Origin of the sequence: Lederbergia citri (assembly GCF_018343625.1) — a bacterium.
Lineage (GTDB): Bacteria > Bacillota > Bacilli > Bacillales > Bacillaceae_C > Lederbergia > Lederbergia citri.
The window spans coordinates 175412-198078 of the sequence record NZ_JAGYPG010000002.1; the positions used below are offsets into that span (position 1 = coordinate 175412).

General features: G+C 37.6%; 18 protein-coding genes and 1 other RNA gene. All 19 read right to left on the minus strand.

The window, feature by feature from the left end; genetic code table 11:
* Positions 1 to 124: 124 nt before the first annotated feature.
* Positions 125 to 1573 (minus strand): ABC transporter substrate-binding protein, encoded by a 1449-nt coding sequence (locus KHA97_RS09475; protein ID WP_213124515.1) that lies wholly within the window; start codon positions 1571 to 1573, stop codon positions 125 to 127.
* A 545-nt stretch (positions 1574 to 2118) separates the two neighbouring features.
* Complete coding sequence (locus KHA97_RS09480) at positions 2119 to 2514, minus strand: VOC family protein (RefSeq protein WP_213124516.1); 396 nt, start codon at positions 2512 to 2514, stop codon at positions 2119 to 2121.
* A gap of 25 nt (positions 2515 to 2539) precedes the next feature.
* A complete protein-coding gene (locus KHA97_RS09485; RefSeq protein ID WP_213124517.1) occupies positions 2540 to 2986 on the minus strand; it encodes an SRPBCC family protein in 447 nt (148 codons plus the stop codon).
* A 1-nt stretch (position 2987) separates the two neighbouring features.
* Complete coding sequence (locus tag KHA97_RS09490; protein WP_213124518.1) at positions 2988 to 3344, minus strand: VOC family protein; 357 nt, start codon at positions 3342 to 3344, stop codon at positions 2988 to 2990.
* A 64-nt stretch (positions 3345 to 3408) separates the two neighbouring features.
* A complete protein-coding gene (locus KHA97_RS09495) occupies positions 3409 to 4173 on the minus strand; it encodes a helix-turn-helix transcriptional regulator (protein ID WP_213124519.1) in 765 nt (254 codons plus the stop codon).
* A 1471-nt stretch (positions 4174 to 5644) separates the two neighbouring features.
* Positions 5645 to 6010: a transfer-messenger RNA gene (gene ssrA / locus KHA97_RS09500) on the minus strand.
* A gap of 130 nt (positions 6011 to 6140) precedes the next feature.
* Complete coding sequence (locus tag KHA97_RS09505; RefSeq protein WP_213124520.1) at positions 6141 to 6887, minus strand: YesL family protein; 747 nt, start codon at positions 6885 to 6887, stop codon at positions 6141 to 6143.
* 126 nt (positions 6888 to 7013) lie between these two features.
* Positions 7014 to 8669: an extracellular solute-binding protein gene (locus KHA97_RS09510; RefSeq protein WP_213124521.1), complete on the minus strand. Its 1656-nt coding sequence runs from the start codon at positions 8667 to 8669 to the stop codon at positions 7014 to 7016.
* A 403-nt stretch (positions 8670 to 9072) separates the two neighbouring features.
* Positions 9073 to 10740, minus strand: a complete 1668-nt coding sequence (locus KHA97_RS09515; RefSeq protein WP_213124522.1) for an extracellular solute-binding protein — start codon at positions 10738 to 10740, stop codon at positions 9073 to 9075.
* A gap of 57 nt (positions 10741 to 10797) precedes the next feature.
* The gene (locus KHA97_RS09520) at positions 10798 to 11694 is read right to left on the minus strand and encodes a carbohydrate ABC transporter permease (RefSeq protein ID WP_213124523.1); all 897 of its coding nucleotides are present in this window, start codon (positions 11692 to 11694) and stop codon (positions 10798 to 10800) included.
* A gap of 115 nt (positions 11695 to 11809) precedes the next feature.
* A complete protein-coding gene (locus KHA97_RS09525) occupies positions 11810 to 12673 on the minus strand; it encodes an ABC transporter permease (RefSeq protein ID WP_233713514.1) in 864 nt (287 codons plus the stop codon).
* A gap of 505 nt (positions 12674 to 13178) precedes the next feature.
* Positions 13179 to 13646 (minus strand): SsrA-binding protein SmpB, encoded by a 468-nt coding sequence (gene smpB, locus KHA97_RS09530; RefSeq protein WP_213124525.1) that lies wholly within the window; start codon positions 13644 to 13646, stop codon positions 13179 to 13181.
* Positions 13647 to 13741: 95 nt separating this feature from the next.
* Positions 13742 to 16066, minus strand: coding sequence for a ribonuclease R (gene rnr / locus KHA97_RS09535; RefSeq protein ID WP_213124526.1), 2325 nt, complete (start codon positions 16064 to 16066; stop codon positions 13742 to 13744).
* 21 nt (positions 16067 to 16087) lie between these two features.
* Positions 16088 to 16834: an alpha/beta hydrolase gene (locus KHA97_RS09540; RefSeq protein WP_213124527.1), complete on the minus strand. Its 747-nt coding sequence runs from the start codon at positions 16832 to 16834 to the stop codon at positions 16088 to 16090.
* Between the two features lie 398 nt (positions 16835 to 17232).
* On the minus strand, positions 17233 to 17466 hold the full coding sequence (secG, locus tag KHA97_RS09545; protein ID WP_213112887.1) for a preprotein translocase subunit SecG: 234 nt from the start codon (positions 17464 to 17466) through the stop codon (positions 17233 to 17235).
* A 120-nt stretch (positions 17467 to 17586) separates the two neighbouring features.
* Positions 17587 to 18876 (minus strand): phosphopyruvate hydratase, encoded by a 1290-nt coding sequence (gene eno / locus KHA97_RS09550; RefSeq protein ID WP_213124528.1) that lies wholly within the window; start codon positions 18874 to 18876, stop codon positions 17587 to 17589.
* 42 nt (positions 18877 to 18918) lie between these two features.
* On the minus strand, positions 18919 to 20457 hold the full coding sequence (gene gpmI, locus KHA97_RS09555; RefSeq protein ID WP_213124529.1) for a 2,3-bisphosphoglycerate-independent phosphoglycerate mutase: 1539 nt from the start codon (positions 20455 to 20457) through the stop codon (positions 18919 to 18921).
* Positions 20457 to 21212: a triose-phosphate isomerase gene (tpiA, locus tag KHA97_RS09560; RefSeq protein ID WP_213124530.1), complete on the minus strand. Its 756-nt coding sequence runs from the start codon at positions 21210 to 21212 to the stop codon at positions 20457 to 20459. Before tpiA ends, gpmI begins: the two co-directional genes overlap by 1 nt.
* A gap of 27 nt (positions 21213 to 21239) precedes the next feature.
* Positions 21240 to 22424 carry a phosphoglycerate kinase gene (locus tag KHA97_RS09565; protein WP_213124531.1) on the minus strand — a complete coding sequence of 395 codons (1185 nt, stop codon included), beginning with the start codon at positions 22422 to 22424 and terminating at the stop codon, positions 21240 to 21242.
* Between the last annotated feature and the right edge of the window lie 243 nt (positions 22425 to 22667).

Sequence of the window (22667 nt, forward strand, 5' to 3'; positions counted from 1 at the left end):
GTTAAAAGGGGGTGTGTTACGCCCGATATCCCCAACACCATAACTGCACTGCATGTTTTTAGTGTCAGAGGATGCCAGGCGTTTGCTGGACACCCTCTTATTCATATACTTAGCTGAAAAACTATCAATCTAATTTTAGTGAACGGAGGTTCTTATCTATTTCCTCTAACCCTTCTTTTACAGATTTTTTACCTTCGTTAATAGCATTCATTGTTTGGTTAATCGTTGTTGAAATTGTGGAGAACTTCATAATTAGATGGTTATCTGATTCACGTCCATATTTGAAGGCTCCCTCATTAACTTGTTTTACATCTTCAACACTCATACCAGTAATTTCAGACATTTGCTTAGCCCAATCTTCCATTAACGAAGCATCAGCAGGCGTAGCCGATGTTGCTTGCATAAAAGATTTTGCAGCTCCATTTGGATCAGCTAAAAACTTTACGAATTCCCAAGCCTCATCTGGGTGTTTACTATCTTTACTAATATTCCATGGGTCTACGTATAAAGTTGGCTGACGACCATCTGCATAAGGAATTGGAGCAACTCCCCAGTTAAATTCAGCTGGCTTATACGCCCAGAATCCCCAACCACCATTAACGACCATGGCAATTTTTCCAGTCATAAACGGATCGCCAAGTTGTGAAACAGCATCTAATGCTGCAGGATTAGGTGAAACCTTGTGTTTGAGAATTAAATCAGCGCCAAATTGAATGGCCTGTTCGTTTTTTGGGTTATCAAGAATAGTAGGTTCTCCCATGACACCTGTTGTATATGCTTCAGGTCTAAAGAAATCACCACCGAAGTCCCAAGTTTTAAGGTTAGCTGCACTGCTATATAGGAGACCGTAAACTTTATCTTCACTCTTTCCTGTATCCTTCGTTAGCTTTTTCGCATAATCAAGAGCCTTATCCCAGTTCCAGGAAGTGTCATCCCAATCCGTTGGCGGATATTCCAATCCGGCCTCATCTAATAAATCTTTGTTGTAGAATAAGAAACTTCCAATCCCTAGCATAGGAATTCCATAAATTTTTCCATCTACTTTATAAATATCCATTAAGTTTTCAGGAATTCCACTTAGCTGTTGGGCGTCATTTTCAACGTAAGGAGTTAAATCAAGTAATGCATCCATTCCACGATATGTCGCAAAACCAGAGTTAGCCCAGTTAGAAGACCAAACGTCAGGTACTGTTTTACTTGAAATCATCGTTGTTAAACGTTGATCGATATCGTCCTGTGGAATCGTTTCCAATTTTACCTTAATATTTGGGTTTTTTGCTTCAAAATCTTTGATTGTTTGTTTTTCCCACTCAATCATGTTGGCATCTGTTCTAACAAGCCAAGTAATTTCTACTTTTTTACCGCCTTTTCCACCTCCGCCGCCGCTGCCGCCACTGCTGCCACCTGATGACTCAGAGCCTCCACAACCAGTCAAAGCGGCGGATATAACTAAAATTAACATCATCATGAAAATCTTGTAGATACTTGACACTTTCTTCAATCCAATTACCCCCTTTATTATTGTTCCTTTTGTTACAACATTTTCAATTGCCAACTGAATGATTTTGAGCAAAACCACCTCCCTCAGTTTTAAAAAAAATAATACTTTTTTCCTAAATTTCCCGTTTTTACAAGACGGAAATAACTAGGAAGCGATTACAATTCTCAATCAATTAAAGATTCAGTTTATTTTTCATAAATATTATCATATGTTTACCGGAAATGGAAGATTATTTTTTTAATAGTAAAATCTTGTAGAGGAAATGCGCGAAAATCAGCTTTTCTTCTCATTTTCTGAATGAAAAAATTTTGTTATCCAATAGTTTTTGAGATTCGAAATAATTTTTAAGGCAAAAAAATAATTATGTCCTTAAGGAGAAATATGAATATGTTGAAGGAATTATGCCATTTTCTAAATATCAAAAGCAATAGGTAATTGGTAATGAGGGACAACTTTTGCAATGGTAATGATGAATTTTACATAAATGATCGGAATGAGTATCAAATAAAGAATGGACCCTATTACTTGATGTTTCATAGTGATAAGAATGATTTTTCACTTATTTTTTTTCAAATATACGATACAGAGATTATTTAACAAAACATAAAACAAGGTCATCAACACGATGTTTGATGACCATTGCAAATCTTTTCTTGTTTCTTATTCTCATCCGAATATTCGAAAAAGCCTAACTGGTTTCCCCACGGATCTTTAAAAGTACCCCATTTTGCAGGGACGCCTTCCCTTTCAAATATCTCAAATTTTTCTAGGCTTAATTCTTTAAATAACCTGTCTCTCTCTTGCTCTAAATTCGAAACGCCAAATCGGATTGGTCCGCTTCCTTCCGATGGAATTCCTTCTGCTACTTGTAGCCAACAGCCAGGAATAACCTCCCATTCTGCAAAACCTTTATGAGGAGTGAAATCAGGCTTCCTTTTTAGCAATGTTTGGTACCATGATTGCCCTTTTTTAAAATCACTAACCCGAATTTGAATTGTTACTTCAAATACCACTAATGAGCCTCCTATATTAGAAAAACTAAAATCTATAATCCTCTTTGCATATAATTCCATATTCAATAAATATCTTTAGCAATGCCAATGCTTCTCCCCATCCAACTGCACACCCAATGCAAGCAGAAATATCCTTTGGAGAAGAGGCATAGCCTGATTCATCTAACAGCAAAAGTGTCCCATCCTTGTACGGGCGCAGCTCAAACTGTACAGTTGTTGGATTTTCACCGGGAGACCATTGAAAAATAAATGACTTATTCGGAACAGCAGCCAAAATAGCACCACCGTCTTTGATATTTTCTTTTTTGCTACCGTAATTAGACCAACATAAATTTATTTTTCCTCCGCCGTTCTCATCCATATATAAAACTGTATGATCAGTGAACCATGCATTCCAACCCTCTGCAGTGGTTAACGTTTTATAGACCTTTTCAGATGGTGCTTTTATGTAAATTTGATGATTAATTTTCATTTTAATTAGAGAATTCCACAATTTCTATTTGATTACCTGTTGGATCTTCTATAATTGTGTAACGGCCAGGCGGGCATGGTTTTGGTTCATCAAATAAAATTTTCACACTTTTAGATTTAAAATGAGCGATATCCTTAGCAAGATCTTCAGACAGTATACCTAAAAATACGTTTTGCTTCGGATGAACGAACGTATTATCGTCTTCCTCCAACACAATCGGTATTTCATTATGTTCTAGACTTACAATCTTATTACCATAATACTTTGAAAGCTTGAAACCTAAAACATTACAATAAAAATCAATGGATTCTTTAAGATCTTTCACACGAACGGTTAGCACACAAACTTTATTTAACATATAAACTCCTCCTTCTTTAACCCTTATTTTACAAAAAACAAATTAATTAATTTCTTCTAGATTGCTAATTTTTTTCATTTTCAAATAGAAGCATAGGCAAATTAATTAATATAGGAGGGTCAAAAGGCATAGGTTCTCTTAATTTGATTGTCACTTCTGAAATAGTTTCTTTACTAACTTTTATTGGATGGTCAACTTTTCCCCTTAATGATTTATCCAGTATGAAATAATCTTTTGGGTTTTTGCTCCACTTTATGGCAGCTACTAATATATAAAAGATACCTTCTGGAACTTGTGAAAAAGTATACGTTCCTTCATTGTGCAGCACGGCTCCCATAATCGGCCTTTGGTCGGGGATTGGACGTGGAAAAAGCCCAACAAAAACCAAGCCTTTAAATGTAGAAGGTGCTTGTATATGACATGTTATTGATGAAGGTGATGACATTGGAGCTGGAAAACTATTCTTGTCTTTATATAAATTAAAATATTGGTATAAAAGATCAGATTTGACTTTAAATTGTTGAGGAGATAGACCTACAAATTGTTTAAACCGAGAACTAAAAGAACCAATACTTTTATATCCGACATTTAACAAAGATTTGAGAATCGTATTTGAAGGTTTCGATAATATCTCCTTGCTTGCCTCAATCCGTAGAGCTGATAAATAATGTCTCGGTGTTACTCCTGTCGCTTCCTTAAAAGACCTTAAAAAATGAGAAGTGCTATACCCAAATTCAGCAGCCAGCTCCTCAGAAGTAATGTCTTCTTCCAAATGATTTTTCATGTATTCAATTGATTTTTCAACAGCATTTAAAATATCCATTTCCATTCTTATCATCCTATAACTCTATTTCCATAAGTAAAAAACTATTCATGTAATATTCCAAACAATACTAATAATTAATATTTTCACAGTGTCCTAAACTTTTACCCTATGTTGAAGCGGTAGATTTTTTACAATTTATACCTTTCTTTTGCTGTTGCATAACCGAACAAGCAAATTCATCCGCGTTTAAGTTGCTCCTATTACTGACGGTGGGAATTTGAATCGTAAGTGTAAGTGTTCTTCAACCATTATAGAAAATCATGGGCTTGAAGCATCATTTTATATATTTTTTGAACAGGTGGATGGTGTTGGAAACAGCGTCTTCTCTCAATTTATTCCACCTCGCGATTTACTATTATGTATAATCGATTACCATTTCATTGGTCACCATAAATAATTTCGGGTATTATAAAAGTATAAAGAAGCATATTTTAAAAACAGACCGCTGGTGCTGGAACACTATGCTTACGTTGAAGCACTACGCGGTCCATACAATAGAAGGTTCCCTCCTTGGGCAATCGGCTATGTGAAGGAATTCAACTCACCCTTTATGCTTGGAGGCTCAAGGGTGGGTTATTTTTTTTGGCCCGTTTGTAGCATTGCAACGAGTAAGCCTGCAAAGGTACACGCTAAAATCAACGCTTCAAAGACCGACACAAGCACTCCCCCTTTCTATAGAGGTATGCTGACCACCCTTGAGAAAACTTATTCTATTGATTTTTTAATTATATCATTATTCTGATAACATGTCTGGAGTTTTCTTCCAAACAGGATGATGGTCATATATGAAATTTTCATTCCTGGGTCTTCAATACTGTCAACAGGGCATTATTCTTCCTTGCAATCGACCTCGGGTGAAATGAGAAATTTCTGTTTTGATCTATCTGAATCTTTTATCGCTACTTTTATAAGAAATCTAGATCTTTTTAGCTCTCCTTTATTATATTAGCTCCACTTTTAGAATTCCCTCTTAATAGTTTTTGCATTATACAAAACAATCCTTACTATCTTTTGGCAGTAATAAGGATCATACTAAATCGGACATCCTATATTTAGGTGAGGTTATTTAAATTAATTTGGATACTAAGGCTACATTATAAAAATGAAATAAGAAAAGCTTTCTTTTTCTAAATTCCCAAAAAAGTTATCCGTAACAGGTGTCATTTAAGGAAATATTTTACACATTCAAACATTAAAAAACCCAGCTATCTTTCCTTGAGAAGATTAGCTGGGTTTCATTATTTATATTTAAGACAATCCGAATCTGCCTAGAAAAACCGATTGCCCTTTGTTCCCCAATCGATATTTATCATTCTCCATTAGTAATAACCAGAATTCTTTGTAAATTTTAAAATTTCATTTCAAATCAACAGAATGCTTAACATCTCCAAAGTTAATTGAAGTATAATGTTGCCTAGACCGCAAATTTATAGGTTAAGTCACACATAAAATAAAAACCACCAAATTATGTATTTGGTGGAGACGGTGGGAGTCGAACCCACGTCCAAAGATATCGCCACTTAAGCGTCTACGAGTGTAGTCGATATATTAATGGTTTCGCGTCTTCTTTCGCCTATCGACGGGCATCCGAAGCGCTAGCCTGATTGGTCTCTTCCATGGTCCTCAGGCGGAGGACTTCCGGCGTAGCCCACTTAGAGTGAGTCCCTTACCCTACCACATGGGCGATGGAGGGAGGAACCGCTTCGACTGTTATTAAGCAGCGAAAGCGAAGTTGTTGTTTTCTTTGCCAGTTATTATTGGCTTTGACGTTTTTACGAGGACGATCCCCTCGACTCGCAACCAAAGCTCGAACTATCCCTGTCGAATCCGTAACGTCCCCAAGATAAAAAGATGTTTTTCAGGATTTCCCTTATCAAAACATCTGAGGTGTTACATTGATTATTATAACATACGTTCGCAAAAATTCAAGATTCCCTGCTTCAATTCCAATAAGCACCAAGTGACTATCTTTATTTTTCCGGACTTTCTTCGGTATTTTGTTCTGTATTATCAACTGAACCTTCAAGTTTTTCTACTAATGATGTCATTTTTAAAAAGATTCGATAATAAGCGTAAAAAGATAAATAGGCAATGATAGAACCCATACAGAATGGAATGAAAACAGGAATATATTTAAATAACATATAAACGAACATTCCACTTAATGCAGCGATTCCAATAGTGTAATGCGGATTTCCAATCGCCAGTAAAATTGATTTTATTAAAGAATCCTTTAATTTAACTTGAAAATGAACTGTATCTGAAAAAAAGTGAACAGTAAAAGTAAAAAGCAATATAGTAATCGCTACATAAAAATAAAATGAAATTGAAGCAAATTTTACACCAGAAGTTAAAAAGTTATAAAGCCATGCAGACCATATTGGAACAATAATGATTCCTCCCAACAAGCTTCTAACATAATTCTCTTTATAATATTTCCAATACGAAGGAATAAGCGGTATGGAATTTTTTCCTAAAATCCAGTCTCTTACAACTCCAAACATTGCCGTTGTTGCAGGAAAAAAGAAAAACGGTGCTAAAACTGCAATTGTCACAATAATTAATTGAAGTTTTTCGATGGTATCTGCATATAATAAAATGAGCACAAAATAAACAATCGGCAAATTAAAAACTAGCCATACAATATTCGTGAGAACAAACTTCATAATCCATTCGGAAACAACGAGAAGTATCCTCGAAAAACCTGTATATCCCATGATGTCCCCCTTGCATACATATTTCTTTTTATTAGAATAACATAAGGGCCTTACCTCGGCACGTGTATAGAGTGTCAATTATTTGACACTCTATACGGTCCGAAGTGGCCCTATTATTTTGGCTAATTAATTACCAGCCATTTTAGCTTTATTTTCTTGCCATTTTTTAGTTTTGAACTCTAATAACTTTTCATATCCTACTGCTTTAGCATCTTTATCTGCTTGTTCTAGGATTTTGATCACTTCATCGTCGCTCTTCGCATGTACTGCTTTCGCACGAGCTTCATCATAAATATCGTTTACTCGTTGTTCAATTAAACCTTCATCAGAATCTGGCATTGGAGAAAGATTAACGAATTCTGTTGTATTATATTGTGTTTTCCAAGTTATTTGTGATTGGTATCTAGTTGCCCAGTTTTGTTGATCTTCAGGCAATGTCATCTCAAATGCAGATTTGGATTTATCAATATAAACAGTGTTTCCAGCCCATTGAAGAGGGTCCGTTTTTTGCATTAATTCGTCACGTTCTTTTACATCTGTAACGAATTTGTCAGTGAATACAGGAGCTTCTTCTATACCATCCACAGCGTGAGTTCCTTCCCAATATAAGCCTTCAGGTCCCCAGAAAATATTACGTTGACCTTCTGGACCTGTATACCAGTCTAGGAAAGCAAAGATGGCTTCAGGATTTTTCGCAGCTTTCGTAATAACACTTACGTTCCAGCCAAGCTGTGACCAGCTTCCTGTCCAAATTTTGTTTTTATCTAAGCCTTCTTTATGGAAAGGCCAAACCATGAATAGACCAGCATCAGGATCTTCTGCTCTTAATAAAGAGTCAGCTAAGTTAGAGTTTACAGTTGGACTGCTTCCTGCATAAACTGCAAATTTTCCAGTCATCACTTTTTCTTTAACTTGGTCTGCCGTTTGTGTTAAAGCATCTTGTGTAATAAGTTTTTCACGGAAAAGCTTGCTTACATATAGCATAGATTCTCTGTATACAGGATCCGCAAAAATAGAAGTCAATTTATCTCCTTGCGGAACTGCACGCATTCCAACAAATGCAGTTGTGTGATCTTCACCAAAAGCAGAATAAAGGATATCAAGACCGTCTCCTTGGCCTGGCTCATAAGGAACAATGTCAGGATACTTTTCTTTTACTTGTTTTAAGAAAGAATAGAGATCATCTGTTGTTTCTAATTTAGGAGAACCTAATTCTTTATAGATTTTTTCGTTAACAACATAACCAGAGTTACCATTTGGTTGTGATGTGTACCAGTTAGGAAACTGGTAAATATGTCCATCATCAGCACGGAGCATATTAAGAGTAGACTCCCCTGCCCATTGCTTAAGGTTTGGATACTTTTCAATGTACTCGTCAAGCGGCACTAGCATTCCAGCGTCACGAAGCTTATCTACATCTGGTCCACGGTCCATCCAGATAACGTCAGGAAGTTCATTAGCAACAATCATCGTATTGAACTTTTGAGCTGCGTTACCACCAGAGCTGATGGATTTTACGTTAACTTTTTTATTTTCTTTAATCCATTTTGAAGCGATATCTTCGCCCCATGTCGGCATTGTGTACCAATCATAATGACCGTACATCGTGTATTCTAGCTCGTCTTGACCAAGAACGAAGCCTTCGCCCTTGCCGGAGTCTTTTCCACCATTACTATTACCTTTGCTATCGCCTGAACTATCTTTAGAACAGCCAGACAATATACTGAAGGCCATAAGTAGAGCGACTAGAGATAAAGTCAAGAACTTCATCTTGTTTCTCATTATTTCTCCCCCTAGATGTCTTAAAATATATATTTAAAGCATTCGCCTTAAACCAAATTGATTACCCATCCAAAAAAATTGTATCTCTTTCTAAAATTCTAAAAAGTTTTTCTATAAAACGCTTACTTAATTAAGAAATAAAAATCACCATCGCTTGGTGTTTCTACTAAAATATATTAATATAATCTTTGTAATCCTTTTCAAAACATTCAATACATTTTGATATTACAATGGAAATATGTTACGAGAAAATCCGATGTTGTTACAATCATTCTAAACTTGGTGTAACAAATAGTCAATATGATTTTGAAAGATTTGTAGAATTTTGTAGAAAAAAACCAGAATTTTGCCAAATTAAAAGGCCACTTCAGAAATCTGAAGTGACCTTCTATTTTATTAGCTATTAATTACCAGCCATTTTGGCTTTGTTGTCTTGCCATTTTTTCGTTTTGAACTCTAACATTTTGTCATATCCGACTGCTTGAGCATCTTTTTCAGCTTGATCGAGGATTTTTAGAACTTCTTCTTCGCTCTTAGCATGAAGGGCTTTCGCTCGAGCTTCGTCATAGATTTCGTTGACACGTTGCTCAGTCATACCTTCTTCCGTTTCTGGTAGTGGAGAGAGGTTAGAGAACTCAGTACTATTACCTTGTGTTTGCCAAGTAATACTCATTTGATATCTAGTTTCCCAGTTTTGTTGATCTTCTGGCAACGTCATTTCAAATGCAGTTTTGGATTTATCAATATAAACTGTGTTACCAACCCATTGGAAGCTGTTCGTTGTATTCATCAATTTGGAAAGGTTTTCAACATCTGTTAAATATTTCTCAGTAAATACAGGAGCTTCTGCGATACCTTCAACAGCTTGTGTTCCTTCCCAATATAAGCCTTCTGGTCCCCAGAAAATAGTACGTTGACCTTCTGGACCTACCATCCAATCAAGGAAAGCAAAGATCGCTTCAGGATTTTTAGCAGCTTTCGTAATGACACTTACGTTCCAGCCAAGCTGATTCCATGTTCCAGGAGTGATTTTTTCTTTGTTCAATCCTTCTTTATGGATTGGCCAAATCATTTTAAGACTTGCATCTGGATCCTGTGCTGTTAATTGTGTATGGGCAAAGCTTGCATTTTCAGTTGGTGAGCTATCTGCATATACTGCAAATTTACCAGTAACAATTTTTTCTTTTACTTGCTCAGTTGTTTGAGTCAATGTATCTTGTGATATTAATCTTTCACTGTAAAGTTTATTCATATAAACCATTGATTCTCTAAATACTGGATCTGTAAAGATTGAAGATAGTTTATCACCATTTGGAACAAAATGACCACTCATGTACATGTTTGGATGTTCTTCTCCAAAGGCAGAGTATAGAACATCAAGTCCCCCACCTTGTCCTGCTTCAAAAGGCACTACATCTGGATATTTTTGTTTCACTTGCTTCAAGTACGCATAAAGATCATCTGTAGTTTCCAATTTTGGAGAACCGAGTTCTTTATATATTTTTTCATTTACGACATAACCTGTATTTCCATTTGGCTGTGTTGTATACCAGTTAGGGATTGCATATACATGTCCATCTTCAGCACGAAGCATGTTAAGAGTGGACTCACCAACCCATTCTTTAATGTTTGGATATTTGTCAATATACTCATCAAGTGGAACGAGCATATCTGCTTCACGAAGTCTATCCAAATCTGCGTTACGGTCTAACCAAATAACGTCTGGAAGGTCGTTACCAACGATCATCGTGTTGAATTTTTGTGCAGCATTACCACCAGAGCTAATAGGTTTTACATTAACTTTTTTGTTTTCTTTAACCCATTTTGTTGCTTCGTCTTCGCCCCATGGCGGCATTGTGTACCAGTCATAGTGACCGTACATTGTGTATTCTAGCTCGTCCTCTCCAAGAACGAAGCCGCTTTCACTTTTGTTACCAGAATCTTTTGATCCGCCTTTGTCTTCGCCTTTGCTGTCGCCACCAGCACTGTCTTTGGAACAGCCGGACAGGACACTAAAGGCCATAAGCAGAGCAACTAAAGATAAAGTCAAAAACTTCGTTTTGTTTCTCATTACTTTTCCCCCTTGATTTTTTTATATATTTAAAGCTCGCGCTTTAAACCAAGTTAATTACCCTTTCAAAGATCCAACTAATACCCCTTTAACGAAGTATTTCTGAACGAATGGGTACACACAAATAATTGGTATCGTTGCAACCATCATGGTCGCCATCGATAGGGATTTTGTAGAGACTGACTTTAATTTCTGCATATGAGACGCTGCTGTTGAATCAGCCTGTGCCATTTGCTCCGTCATGATATTGGAGCTAAGAATTTGCTGTAACATCGTTTGGATTGGCAATAATTTTTGATCTGAAATATAGATGCTTGGAGAGAACCAATCATTCCAATGATAGACAGCTGTAAATAACGACAAGGTTGCGATGACTGGACCGGATAGCGGAAGGACAATTCGGAAGAACGTTCCCCAATATCCACATCCATCAATTTTAGCGGATTCTTCCAGCCCTGAAGGCAAGCCTTGGAAGAAGGTCCGGAAGATGATCATGTTCCATACGCTGATTAAGCCTGGAATAATCATGACCCAAAATGTATTGAAAAGTCCTAACCCTCTAATCAATAAGAAAGTAGGAATCAAACCACCACTGAAAAACATCGTGATGACACAGAAAATCATATAGTAGTTTCTACCAATCAATTCTCTTCTCGACATCCCGTATGCGAAAATTGCAGTAAACATAACAGCTGTGGCTGTTCCGATTACGGTACGAAGAATAGAGATTAAAAATCCATTCAGGAGACGAGAATCCTGGAAGACGACACCATAATTGTCCAAAGAGAATACCCTTGGCCAAAAGGTGACTCCACCTTTCATCGTATCGACTCCACTGTTAAACGAGATGACCAATGCATTCCAGAATGGATAAAAGGTGACAAAAGCTAATAATGTAAGCATGATGTATATAGTAATCGACATGACTCGATCGCCAGTTGTCATTTTTAACATGTTATATCCTCCTCTTTGTCTAGCTTAGGCGCCTATCGACTTGATAAGTAAACATCTAAGTAAAAGCAGCATCTTAAGTCTGTTTGTCGATGATCAAGGCTTTCCCTTTCGCTTATTACCATAGACTTGAACCAGCTCTTCTTGATAAGAAGTTTGCCAATGTGAGCAAGCCTACGCTGATGATGGCTTTAAATAGTCCGACAGCGGTTGCATAAGAAAATAGTGAGTGCTGAATACCTCTACGATATACATACGTATCCAAGACGTCCGCTACATCCCTTACAACTGGGTTAGAACCTAAAAGGAGAATGTCCTCAAAACCAGCGTTCAATAGGTTTCCAATCGCTAAAATCATGAAAATCAAGATAACTGGCAAGATGGAAGGAATGGTGATCAAATATATTTGTTTGAATCTGCTTGCACCGTCAAGGGCTGCGGCTTCATAAAGCTGCTGATCGACACCCGCAATAGCAGCTAGGTAAACGATCGATCCAAACCCAATATCTTTCCATACATTCGTCGTAACTAAGATTGCCCAAAAATATTTAGGAATGCTTAGGAAACTGATTGGTTCGTTAACCGCTCCAATCTTTTCCAAGGCGATATTAAGGCTACCATTATCTGTCGATAATAGGGACATGACAAAACCTGACACGATAACCCAAGATAAGAAGTGAGGTAAATAACTCACTGTTTGGACAACACGTTTAAAGAACATATGTCTGACTTCGTTCAACATTAAGGCCAAAATGATCGGTGCCGGAAATCCAATAAAGAACTTCAGAAAGCTGATCACTAGCGTATTTCTCATTATTTGCGTAAATTCTGGAGCTGAAAAAAACATATTGAAATGTTTCATACCAGCCCAAGGACTTTCCGCAATCCCCTTAAAAATGTTGTAATCCTTGAATGCCATGATAATTCCGTACATCGGAATGTAACTAAAAATAAAGATGAAGATGATCGCTGGAATAACCATCAATTGGAGTTCCCATTGATTCAGCAGTCTAAAGAAGACTGATTTCTTCTTTGGCACTATCAAAACATCTTTATTTGCAACTACCTTTTCCATATCGTCTCCCCCGAACATTTCTTGATGTTTTTTATATCTTGTTACTCTTTAAAAGATTCAATCTTTAAAACGCTTACTTATTATTGTAAAAATAAAAGAAAACTCTCTCTTTACTCCCTTCGACAAAATTTGATAAGATTATAGCGCTTCCATTAAAACGTAAGAATATTCATAGTTTCATAGTTTTTACATGAAATCCCTTTCATTCATCCGCTACGAAAGACTTATTACCTAGTCTGCGATAATATTTTCCAGTTTTTTTACAAGAATCAAGTAATAAACTCGTAATTGTTATAATCATTTTAAACATGATGTAACAAATAGTCAATAAGGTTTTTAAAATTTGCAAATATTAATAGAAAAAAAATAAGGACTCGATTAACACAATAATGTGTCAAAAGCCCTATTTTTTCTACATTTTTTGCCGTTCCCGGAATGCCCTTTCTATATCACGCTTAGCTTCTTTTTGTTTTAAATCTTCACGTTTGTCGTATTTTTTCTTTCCTTTTCCGAGCCCGATTAATATTTTTGCAAATCCATTTTTCAAGTATATTTTTAAAGGAATGATAGAATATCCCTGCTCTTTCGATTCACCTATAAGCTTGTTTATTTCTTTACGATGTAATAATAATTTTCTTGTTCGAAGCGGGTCATGATTATATCGATTTCCTTGTTCATAAGGACTAATATGAGCATTATGTAAAAATAGTTCTCCGTTTTGCACTCTTGCAAAAGAATCTCTTAAATTTACTCTGCCTGCTCTAATAGATTTGATTTCAGTACCTTGAAGGACAATTCCTGCTTCGTACGTATCTTCAATAAAATAGTCATGGCTGGCCTTTTTATTTTGGGCAATTAATTTTCCTTCTCCTTTTGGCATTCGTCTTCCCCCCTCGGCAAACTGAACTCGTCTTCATATTATACATGAAATTTAAAAAGGTTAGAAGCAAGACCTCCAACCTTTTCGTACAAGAATCAGCGTTTTCCTCTACTTCGCTTTTTGCTATTTTTAGCAGGTGAATTTTCGTATGTTTTTTTCTTTTTCTTTCTTGGAGGCCTTGTGGACCATTCCTCATCTTCTGTTGAGCCTTGAGGGCCTTTCTCTTTTTTCCCAGATTTGAGTTTTACGACTTTCGTCTGTCGATTTTCATCGTTGCGCTTGCGGTTACTTTTCATTCCAACAATTTCAAAATCTATATCATGTTCCTCTTTATTTACCTTAATGACTCGAACTGTTATCTCATCACCAATCCTATAAACATTACCGGTTCTCTCGCCAATCATCGCTAAATGACGTTCATCATAACGATAGTAGTCATCGGTCATATAACTAACATGGACAAGACCTTCAATCGTGTTAGGAAGTTCAACAAACATACCGAAATTCGTTACAGAGCTAATAATTCCATCAAACTCTTCTCCGATCTTATCTTCCATATATTCGGCCTTTTTCATTTCATCTGTATCTCGTTCCGCATCAACCGCACGGCGTTCGCGTTTTGAAGAATGGTCTGCTATCTCAGAAAGCTGAGCGTGCCACTTTGCCCGCGTAGCCTCATCCAATTTCCCCTCGATTAAATATGTACGAATTAACCGATGTACAATTAAATCCGGATATCTGCGGATTGGGGATGTAAAATGAGTATAGAATTTTGTAGACAATCCAAAGTGCCCAATACTTTCGGGATCATACTTTGCTTGCTGCATCGAACGCAACATGACAGTTGAAATGACCATTTCTTCGGGTTTGCCTTGTACCGTCTCAATGATTTCTTGCAACGCTCTAGGATGGACAGAATTTGCTGTTCCACGGACAACTAGGCCAAAGTTTGTGATAAATTCAAAGAATCTCTGTAATTTTTCTTCTTTCGGATCTTCATGAATACGGTAAATAAATGGAACATCAAGCCAGTGAAAATGCTCAGCAATCGTTTCATTCGCAACAAGCATGAATTCTTCTATGATTCTCTCCCCAATGGATCTCTCTCTTATAACAACATCCGTTGGCTTTCCTTCATCGTCCACAATGACTTTCGCTTCTTTAAAGTCAAAATCAATTGCGCCGCGCTTCATGCGTTTATTTTGTAAAATTCCTTGCAGTTCCTCCATTAGTTCAAACATTGGCACAAGTGGTTCGTATTTCGACCTTAACTCCTCATCTTTATCAATCAAAATATGATTGACGTCGGAGTATGTCATCCGCTCTGTTGTTTTGATGACGCTTTGGAAAATCTCATGATTGACCACTTCTCCATGTTTGTTTAGTTCCATTTCACAGGAAAGAGTAAAGCGGTCAACTTTTGGATTGAGTGAACAAATGCCATTAGATAAGCGGTGAGGAATCATTGGAATGACACGATCAACTAAATAAACACTCGTTCCCCGTTCAAAGGCTTCTTGATCAATAGGTGATCCTTCTTTTACATAATGGCTCACATCTGCTATATGAACACCGAGTTTGTAGTTTCCATTATCTAATTTAGTCAGCGTCACAGCATCGTCTAAATCTTTTGCATCAGCTCCATCGATTGTCACAATGACTTCATCACGTAAATCGCGACGTTTCGGTATATCATTTTCATCTACTGTATCAGGGATACTATTAGCTTGTTCTAACACTTCATCTGGAAAAGCAAGTGGAAGTCCGTGCTGATGGATGATGGATAAAATATCGACACCCGGATCATTTTTATGTCCTAAGATTTGAATGATTTCGCCTTCCGCATTTTTTCGATCTTCAGGAAATGCTGTAATTTTAACAACTACTTTATGACCTTCAATCGCACCCATACTTGCATTTTTCGGAATAAAAATATCATCTGCAATTTTTTTATCATCTGGAATGACAAAACCGAAATGGCGACTTTCAACATATGTTCCTACAACTTCTTCAGAGCCGCGCTTGAGGATTCGAATAACAGTACCTTCACGGCGGGATCCAGATGACTCTCCGGTCACCCTTACTAAAACACTATCTCCATGCATCGCGCCATTTTTTTCATGCGGCGGAATGAAAATGTCATCTAGACCTGATTCGTCTGGAATAAGGAAAGCAAATCCTTTCGCATGTCCTGATAGCGTTCCCCTTACAAGATTCATTTTTTCAGGGAGGCCGTAACGATTACTTCTCGTCCTTACGACGAGTCCTTTTTCCTCCATTTGCACAAGAGCTTTAACAAGATTTTTAAATTCGGCAGCATCTTTAATTTCAAATGCTTCTTCCAATTCTTGTACGGTAAGAGGTTTATAAGCCTCTTCTTTCATATATGATAAGACCTTTTCGAAATCCAGTTCTTCCATCCTTCCAACCTCCTTGTAGGTCTACACTGACCAATCAAGCCCATTTAGAAAATGTAATATATCATCATGGAGCATCTCTTTTTCAGGGCCAAGTGTGATGACATGTCCAGAGTGCTCGTACCATTTAATATTTTTATGTACGGATTCTGCTTCTTCGTAAATAATATTTGCACTGTTTTCGTTGATCATTTTATCGTTACGCGCTTGAACAACGAAAAGAGGAGCATATGTCATATCAACGTTATCGCGAACATCAGCAATTAAACCTTGAAGTGCTTTTAATGTTTCCATTGGCGTCTTTTGGAAATCTTCCATTTCTTGCGATATTTGTTTCTCTGATTTTCCCTCGAACTGTTTATATTCTTTGGCATAATCTAAGATTCCTGCGTACATAACTTCTTCACTTTTAATATACATAGGAGCACACATTGGAATTATTCCCTTTACTGGTACAGTGTAACCTAGTTTCAAAGAAAATACCCCACCTAACGATAGACCCGCAACTGCGATTTCATCAAAACCTTTTTCTTTTAAAAATTGGTATCCTTCCATAACATCTTTCCACCAATCATCGGGACCGGTATGAACTAATTGCTCTGGGGGAACTCCGTGGCCTTTATATTGTGGGGCGTGACTTGTATATCCATTTTTTTCAAGATAACGACCAAGCTGTCTTACATCAGCGCTATTCCCTGTAAATCCATGTAATAAAAGTACTGCTCTTTTCCCCGCTTCAAACGTAAACGGCTGGGGTGGTTTTATTTTCATTATGTAAACACCTGCTATTCTGTTAATCAATATAGTTTATTTTTATCAAAGAGCGTAGAAACAATCCAGAAATATGATTTTATTGTATTGTTTCCCGGTTCTTTTTTTCGACCGTTTCAAGTAAAAAATCGGGATTGTCACAAATATTGTTCTATTGATCTTGAATCGTACAAGAACTCTGGCGTTTGTCACACTAATAGTTCGATTAGTCTTGGATCGCACAAGAACTTCCGGTGTTTGTCACAGTTCTTGTTCGATTGGTCTTGAATCTCTGTGCTTATTTAATAAGAGACTGAATAAAGTCAGAACTCTATTCAAGTTGAGCCAAACGAAGAACAAAATTCTTAAGTTGCCCATAAAAAAGAAAAACCTGGCCACATGAGACCAGGTTACTCTCTTTATACTGAAAGAAATGAAACGGCAATTGTTAATAGGAAAAACAGTACTGACAATACGACCGTTATACGATGGAGGATAAGGTCCATTCCGCGCGCTTTTTGCTTTCCAAATAGCTGCTCGGCTCCACCGGAAATCGCTCCGGAAAGTCCAGCGCTTTTTCCTGATTGTAATAAGACAACACCAATAAGTCCAATAGAAACAATAATTAATAAAGTGATTGCTAATGTATGCAACATCTTAACGTACACCCCCTGAAACGAACATAAGAAGATACATTAAATGTATCACAAATATATACAATTGTACAAGAGTTAAAAAAGAAAGAGCCAGTTCGAAAACTGACCCTTCTCATCTTACCTAATGTTATAGAAAGTTTTTGCGCCTAAGTATTGTGCAGTATCTGCCAATTGATCTTCAATACGAAGAAGTTGGTTGTATTTCGCTACGCGATCTGTACGGGAAGGAGCACCTGTTTTAATTTGTCCCGCGTTAGTTGCAACTGCAATGTCAGCGATTGTGCTGTCTTCTGTTTCACCAGAACGATGGGAGATAACGGCTGTATAGCCTGCACGCTTAGCCATTTCGATCGCATCAAACGTTTCTGTCAATGTACCGATTTGGTTAACTTTAATCAGAATAGAGTTTCCTACTCCTTCTTCAATTCCGCGAGAAAGTTTTTCTGTATTCGTTACAAACAGATCGTCCCCAACGAGTTGAACTTTTTTACCGATGCGCTCTGTTAAAAGTTTGTGACCAGCCCAGTCATTTTCATCTAAACCATCTTCAATGGATACGATTGGATACTTGCCAACAAGCTCCTCATACCAGTCAACCATTTCTTCAGAAGTTCTCACGATGCCTTCTCCACTTAAGTGGTATTTTCCATCTTCTTTGCTGTAAAGTTCAGAAGATGCTACGTCCATCGCTAATTTCACTTCTTCACCTGGTTTGTAGCCAGCTTTTTGGATGGCTTCCATAATTGTTTCAAGAGCTTCTTCGTTGGATTTTAAGTTTGGAGCAAATCCACCTTCGTCACCAACAGCTGTATTAAGACCTTTATCTTTTAATACGGATTTTAGGCTGTGGAAAATTTCCGCACCCATACGTAATGCCTCTTTAAAAGTAGGAGCACCTACAGGCATAATCATGAATTCTTGAATATCAACGTTATTGTCTGCGTGCTCGCCGCCGTTTACAATATTCATCATTGGTACAGGAAGTTGTTTAGCATTGAATCCTCCGAGGTATTGATATAATTCAAGACCTAAGAAGTCTGCTGCCGCACGAGCTACTGCCATGGATACACCTAGAATAGCATTTGCACCAAGTTTTCCTTTATTATCTGTTCCATCAAGTTCAATCATTGTTTTATCAATGCCAACTTGATCTGTAACATCAAAACCGATGATTTCTTCAGCAATAATATCATTTACATTATTAACAGCCTTTTCTACACCTTTGCCAAGGTAGCGGCCTTTGTCTCCGTCACGGAGCTCAACTGCTTCATATTCACCTGTTGAAGCACCACTTGGAACTAGTGCGCGTCCGAACGCTCCTGATTCTGTGTAAACTTCAACTTCAATTGTTGGATTACCGCGGGAGTCTAGTACTTCGCGAGCATAAACTTGAGTAATGAATGGCATGAAAATCTCTCCTTGTTAATAATTTTTTTAAAACAAATTTTATTATTCCTCAATAAGTGTGGATCCTGTCATTTCTTTTGGCTGATCTAAATTCAATAAATCAAGCATAGTTGGAGCAAGATCAGCAAGAATCCCACCATCTCTCACTTTTATACCATTTTTAGTAATAATAACTGGAACAGGATTTGTTGTGTGAGCTGTCATTGGAGTGCCTTCAAGCGTGACAACTTCATCTGAATTTCCGTGATCCGCTGTAATAATCGCTGATCCACCTTTAGAAAGAATCAAATCTACGACTTTGCCAAGGCATTCATCAACTGCCTCAATAGCTTTTATAGTGGGTTCAAGCATCCCAGAGTGACCAACCATATCTGGATTAGCAAAGTTCAAGAGTATGGCATCAAAACGATCGTCTTCGATTTGTTCACATAAAGCCTCAGTCACTTCATATGCGCTCATTTCTGGCTTTAAGTCATAAGTAGCGACTTTCGGTGAATTGATTAAAATTCTTTGCTCACCTGGGAATGGCTCTTCTCTTCCACCATTCATAAAAAAGGTAACATGTGGATATTTTTCCGTCTCAGCTATTCTAAGCTGTGCTAACCCATTATCAGAAATCACTTGGCCAACTGTTTGATCTAAATTAACAGATTTAAAGGCAACATATCCGTCAACTGTTTCAGAAAAATGAGTCATACAAACAAAGTAAAGATGCTTTGGACGATTTTCACCGCGATTAAAAGCTGTGAACTCTTCGTTTGTAAAAACGTTGGAAATCTGAATGGCACGATCCGGACGGAAATTGTAAAAAATGACTGTATCCTCATCTTCCACAGTTGCAATCGGTTTTCCGTTTTCATCAACCATCACAGAAGGTATGACGAATTCATCAAAGATTCCGTGAGTATATGAGTCTTCCACTAATTCCAATGGATCCGAATATACCGGACCTTCTCCATATGCCATCGCACGGTAAGCTTTTTCTACACGATCCCAGCGTTTATCTCTATCCATTGAATAGAAACGTCCAGAAATAGTAGCAAATTGGCCTACTCCATATTCCTTTATTTTTTCTTGTGTTTCTTTAATGTATTTTTCCGCCGTTTGTGGACCAACGTCACGACCGTCAAGGATTGCATGAATATAAACATCTTTGACACCTTCGTCAGCAGCTAGCTTTAATAGAGCCCATAAATGACTGATATGACTATGGACTCCTCCATCAGAAAGCAATCCGAAAAGATGCAGCTTCTTTCCCGTTTTCTTTACATGTTCTATTGCTTGAAGAAAAGTATCATTTTTTTCAAACTCGCCATTGCGAATAGCGATATTAACACGGGTTAAGCTTTGATACACAATTCTCCCTGCACCAATATTTAAATGCCCTACTTCAGAATTCCCCATTTGACCTTCTGGTAGTCCAACTGCTTCACCACAGGCTGTAAGCTGGTTATGCGGATACGTATTCCAATAGCGGTCAAAATTAGGCTTTTTCGCTTGAGCAACAGCATTTCCCATTGTTTCTTTACGACAGCCGAATCCGTCTAGGATGATGAGTGCAACAGGTGCTTTCTTACTCATTAGATTGCCGCCTCCAATAGCTGTAGGAATGAGCCCGCCTCTAAGCTTGCACCGCCTACGAGCGCACCATCAATATCTGGTTGATTCATATATTCTTTAATATTTTCAGGTTTTACGCTGCCGCCGTATTGGATTCTAATTGCATCAGCTGCAGATTTTGAAAAATTCTTTTTCACTACTTGGCGAATGTGTGCACAAACTTCATTCGCATCTTCTGCTGTAGATGATTTCCCAGTTCCAATTGCCCAAATTGGTTCATATGCAATAACTGTTTCTTTTACTTGTTCTTCGGACAACCCTTGTAATGCCTTTTCTACTTGTTTTTCAACAAGCTCTTTTGTTTCATTGTTTTCTCTTTGCTCTAACGTTTCTCCAACACAAACGATTGGGATCAAGTTATGATTAAACGCAGCATGTGTTTTTTGATTAACGGTTTCGTCCGTTTCAGCAAACATTTCTCTTCTTTCTGAGTGGCCAAGAATTACATATGAAACGCCGAGATCTTTTAAAGCGACTGGACTGATTTCCCCGGTAAAAGCACCACTTTTTTCAAAATGCATATTTTGTGCGCCAACTTCAACCTGTGTACCTCTAAGCACATCTACTAATTGGCCAAGGAACAATGCAGGTGAACAAACAACAGAATCTACTTGATTTTTTGCAGGTACTTTATCTTTTACCTCATTTGCAAAATCGAGTGCTTCCTGCAACGTTTTATTCATTTTCCAGTTACCGGCAATGATTGGTTTTCGCATTTTTTTCATCCTTTCAAAACCGTTTTTCTATTTATCATCCAAAGCAGCGACACCAGGCAATACTTTTCCTTCCATGAATTCAAGAGAAGCACCGCCACCTGTAGAAATATGACTCATTTGATCTGCAAGTCCAAATTGCTCCACTGCTGCTGCTGAGTCACCGCCACCAATGACGGAGTATGTATCTTTCGCATCTGCAAGTGCTTCAGCAATGGCTTTTGTTCCATTTGCAAATGGCTCCATCTCGAACACACCCATTGGTCCATTCCAAATAACAAGCTTAGAATCTTGAATCACTTTTTTATAAAGTTCCCGAGTTTTCGGACCGATATCCAATGCTTCCCAGTCTGAAGGAATTTCTTTAATTGATACGATTTGAGTATTGGCATTTACAGAAAAGTCATCAGCAATGACAACATCTTCTGGCATGTAGAAGTTAACACCTTTTTCTTTCGCTTTTGCAATAAAAGAATTTGCTAAATCAAGCTTATCTTCTTCTAATAAAGACTTACCCACTTCGTGACCTTGCGCTTTAATGAACGTATACGCAAGTCCTCCGCCGATAATAAGGTTATCAACTTTATCGAGCAAATTGTCGATAACGCCAATTTTATCCTTTACTTTAGCCCCACCGATAATTGCTGTAAATGGACGTTCTGGATTGGAAAGAGCTTTGCCAAGCACTTCTAATTCCTTATCCATTAAAAAGCCTGCAGCTGATGGAAGAAACTTTGCAATTCCTTCTGTGGATGCATGAGCGCGATGTGCAGCACCAAAAGCATCATTGACGTATACATCAGCTAGCTCAGCAAATGCTTTTGCTAGTTCAGGATCATTTTTTTCTTCGCCTGGATAAAAACGAACATTTTCTAGTAAAATGACGTCCCCTTCTTTTAGGCTGGAGATTTGTTCTTTTACATTTTCTCCGTAGGCTTCATCAGCTTTTCCAACTTTTTTATTTAATAATTCGGAAAGACGTTCAGCAACTGGTGTAAGTCGTAGCTCTTCCTTCACTTCACCCTTAGGTCTTCCTAGGTGACTCGCCAATATGACGATAGCGCCTTGCTCCGATAGATATTGGATAGTAGGCAAAGCCGCTTTAATCCGTGTATCATCCGTTACTTTTCCTTCACTCATCGGAACGTTGAAGTCTACTCGGCAAAATACACGTTTTCCTTTTACGTCAATATCTTTAATTGATTTTTTATCCATCACGCAAGCCTCCCTTAATTGAAATGCGTAAGCGCCTTGCTCATCGACGTACAGGCCCGCAGGATGCGGGTCCGTCGACTTTGCCACAGGATGTGGCGTTTTTAGTCGACGTTCCTTCAAAAGCCTTTGACTGAGATATAGGAAACACGACGAGGAACGAGTCGATGTTGACTTATCGTAGGGAAAAGGACAAGAAGTTTGCTAGTCGATAGGCGTTGGAGCTAGACATAAAAATAATATGAA